The organism is Bacillus sp. JJ1764 (genome assembly GCF_036962145.1).
Classification (GTDB): Bacteria; Bacillota; Bacilli; order Bacillales; family Cytobacillaceae; genus Neobacillus.
The window spans coordinates 1-3,441 of the sequence record NZ_JBALNY010000055.1 but is presented as its reverse complement, the minus strand read 5'-3'; the positions used below and the strand labels follow the sequence as shown (position 1 = coordinate 3,441).

Annotated in this window: 3 protein-coding genes; 1 reads left to right on the top strand and 2 read right to left on the bottom strand. The window is 35.3% G+C overall.

The features are described 5' to 3' along the window. Window positions 1-307 precede the first annotated feature (307 nt). Complete coding sequence (locus tag V7083_RS09365; protein ID WP_335477256.1) at window positions 308-976, top strand: YjbE family putative metal transport protein; 669 nt, start codon at window positions 308-310, stop codon at window positions 974-976. A 175-nt stretch (window positions 977-1,151) separates the two neighbouring features. Here V7083_RS09365 and V7083_RS09360 read toward each other — a convergent pair whose 3' ends face one another. Then, window positions 1,152-2,090, bottom strand: a complete 939-nt coding sequence (locus tag V7083_RS09360) for a DUF5692 family protein (protein ID WP_335477255.1) — start codon at window positions 2,088-2,090, stop codon at window positions 1,152-1,154. A gap of 233 nt (window positions 2,091-2,323) precedes the next feature. Next, window positions 2,324-3,441: FAD-dependent oxidoreductase (locus V7083_RS09355; protein WP_335477254.1), on the bottom strand; the 1,118-nt coding region annotated here is incomplete at its 5' end.

Genomic DNA, 3,441 nt, shown 5'->3' with positions numbered 1-3,441 from the left:
CCAAGACTTAATTTCCCTGCACATTCAACTTCCATTTTGAAGAAATATAATCCACAAATTCCTCATTTTCTAATTATTAATTAAATTATTCCAAAGGTGCATCCATCTTATCGTTATAGTATTATAATATATACAGCTTCTTTTTTATAAATATATTAGGTTCTATCAATTTATTTTTTATGCCTATTTTTAAATCATACATATTAACCGGCATAATTCTTTCATTTCTAAATCCAAAATAATTTGGTATACCTTTTTCATAGAAGTTCAAAAAAAGATACATATACACAGGGGGTAAACCTGAGAAATGACAGCACTGGAAATCTTAAGTTTAATCGGAATCGATATTTTGTTATCGGGTGATAATGCAGTGGTAATTGCTTTAGCCGCTAGTAAAGTCCCACAGCATTTAAGGAACCGAGCCATTTTCGGTGGGACAATAATGGCTATTTTATTAAGAATTCTAGCAGCAACCGTTTTAATTCAGTTTTTAGGATTGCCATTTCTTCAATTAGTAGGCGGGCTAATCTTATTGCGGATCAGCTATAACTTAATTGCCCACAAAGAGGAAGAAAACACGAAGATTAATGCATCCGATAAAGTTATAGGGGCGATCAAAACGATTGCGATTGCGGATTTCACCATGTCTATTGATAATGTGATTGCGTTATCTAGTGTTGCAGATGGAATTCTGCCGATTATTATTGGAATTGCCATTTCTATCCCTATCATTATTTTTGGAAGCAAACTACTAACGAATCTGATGGAGAGATTTCCAATCATCGTTTATGTAGGTGCAGGATTATTAACCTATGCTGCTGGCAAAATGATGGTTGAAGACAAAGGATTAGAAAAGCTTCCTATCAATGTTCCTGAATCACTCCACTCCATCATTCCAATTGCAATGGCAATAATTTTAGTAGTAGTTGTGTATATAAAGAACAATATAGCGAAAGAAGCAAAAGCTACAACATAATCAAAAAATCATTATCATGCACCGTAAATCGGTGTTTTTTTATGCAAAATTCTAATCATTAGTCCTTTACTATTTGATAAGTTAAAATTCAAATAAAACAAGCCCTCATAAAACAGTTATGAGGGCCTTCTTCCTATTCTTATTTCTACAATTAGCAGATTTATTCCAGATTTATCTACGAAGCTATATTAGGAGTATATCCATTGCTTTCCACTAATTCCTTAGATTGTTTTAAATCTGTGTACACTTCTTCTTTTAATGGATTCCGTTTATGCTTGATGATCTTATATATGTGATAAACAAACACAGCGATATTGGAAGCCAATGATACACTGCTCATGAACCATAATGCTGCTTCACTATGGGATGATTGAACAGCAAACATTGAATCCCCTACGAAAGCCGGAAATGACATTGTAAACATCATCCAAATTGCCAGTGTTTGTGCGCGGTGTTGCAACCAGGCTCCTTTTTTCATGAAGAAAGCAGGAATAGTACAAGAAATTAACAACGCTGCACCCGCATAATAGGAATGGTCTGAAACACAGTTGTAAACATAGGTAAAGTTCCAAAGATCATAGGCAATAATCCAAAACCACAATTGATCCGGCCAAACCATATCCCTATATTTATCTTTACTGATAATGATGCCCATCCAACCTGAAATTGTCACGATATTTAATATCCCAGCAATACCATTCATGATATTCCACGGCCCGCCCACCATCATTACTCCATCGATCATACCGTGTAAACCTGAAACCTGAAAATCACGGATGACCGCTTCAAGAATATTTAGCGATAAAATAAATGCCGGAAACATCAACATGTACTTATTGGTATTTAACCCCTTAATAAACCGGAGCGCCATGAAGCCTAAACAGCCTGCCAATGCTGAATAAACTTTTACCCAATGAAACCATGTCCCTACACCTGAATCCTTATCTGCTGTATGAGGCCAAACTCCAATCGTTAACACAATAGGTACCAATAGAAATAAAAATAATGAGAACCATTTGTTCCTCCGGGCCATTTCATTAACCAGAATTAATGCCCCTAATACTACAAACCACATCACGACAGAATACCAGGGAATATGTTCAAATAAAAACATAATTGAAACCTCCTTCACAATGTTATAATTCCTTGCTTACTTTGAATATAATTCATCGTAATTGACCGTTCAAATCCACAAGGATGTTGATATAACAACATTCTAGAAGTTTCCTTTAAAGTTAAGTTTACATCCCAATAATCTTTATATACTCCCTGTATTTGTTGCTAAAAAACGATTAATGAAAGATTGTCTGTAAACCTGAGTCGAAAGTAAAACTTTTTAAAATACTATTAAAAATAACGATCTACTAAGAATTTCGCGTATGTAATACAGTTTTCAATCGTTGAAAAGTTCATAATTTCCCCAGCAAGATACAATCCATTTCTTCCTTGCCGGTGTTCAAGTTTCTCATAGAAGCCTTGTCGTAAGGCAGTGGAATTAACATGTGGAAAATGTTCCCAACGTTTCATCATATAAAGACGGATATTCTCCCCACCAAGATTACGTAATTCGCACTCAATTGTTTCTCGCATCTGTTCATTTGTCATTTCTTCATTTTCCAATACATATACAGTAACCAAATCAGTAGCCCCTTCATCCCCCCAGCGGTAAAACCAAGCCATCATATGTCCCTTTCGATCAGGATACATATTAGAGGGAATGTAGCCTGAGAGTTTCGGAAAATTATCCATTTGGTAAGCATACACTCGAAAGTGTTCATATTGAATTTCTCCAATTAATTCTTCTTCTTCCTTTCCTAATTGCATCATTCGAGATAGGCTGTGTAATGGTGATGTATAAATAACCTTGTCAAATTCAAAACCACCATGATCTGTGTGAACCCGTAACTTACCATCTTTTCTTTTTTCGATTTGGGTCACTGCACATGTAAGCCGTACATCATCTATTTGTTCTGCCATTCGTTGAACTAGTTTTTCTACTCCCTTAGGCCATGTGATCAAATAAGTGATTTCAATGAAAGAAATTAAATTTTCGTAGGTTAAAAATTTCAATACATAGGCAGCTGGCACTTCGCTAATATTGCCAAAACCAAATGTTGTAAAATAATGTCTAAATATTTGTTCTACAACAAATAGTTCATGTTCTACGCACCATGTGGTAAATGGTTGACATAATTCAAGTGGTAAGTGGAGAAATCCTGGCTCTTTCAAATGTGAATAACTCTCCAAAATATCCGGAAGACGTTTAAACTCCTTTGTGAATTTTTCTATTTGATCAATGGGTATTTGCGGTATTCTTCTACCGCTACTATTAAAAAATTTTCTTTCCAGCAGTGGGCCACCTTCCAGTAGATTCAATTCCTCCATGACCTCTTTTGTATTTTGATAGGATGGCAACCCCATAATCGCCCCCATCTCATATGTTTTTCCCTTGAATTCAATTGAAC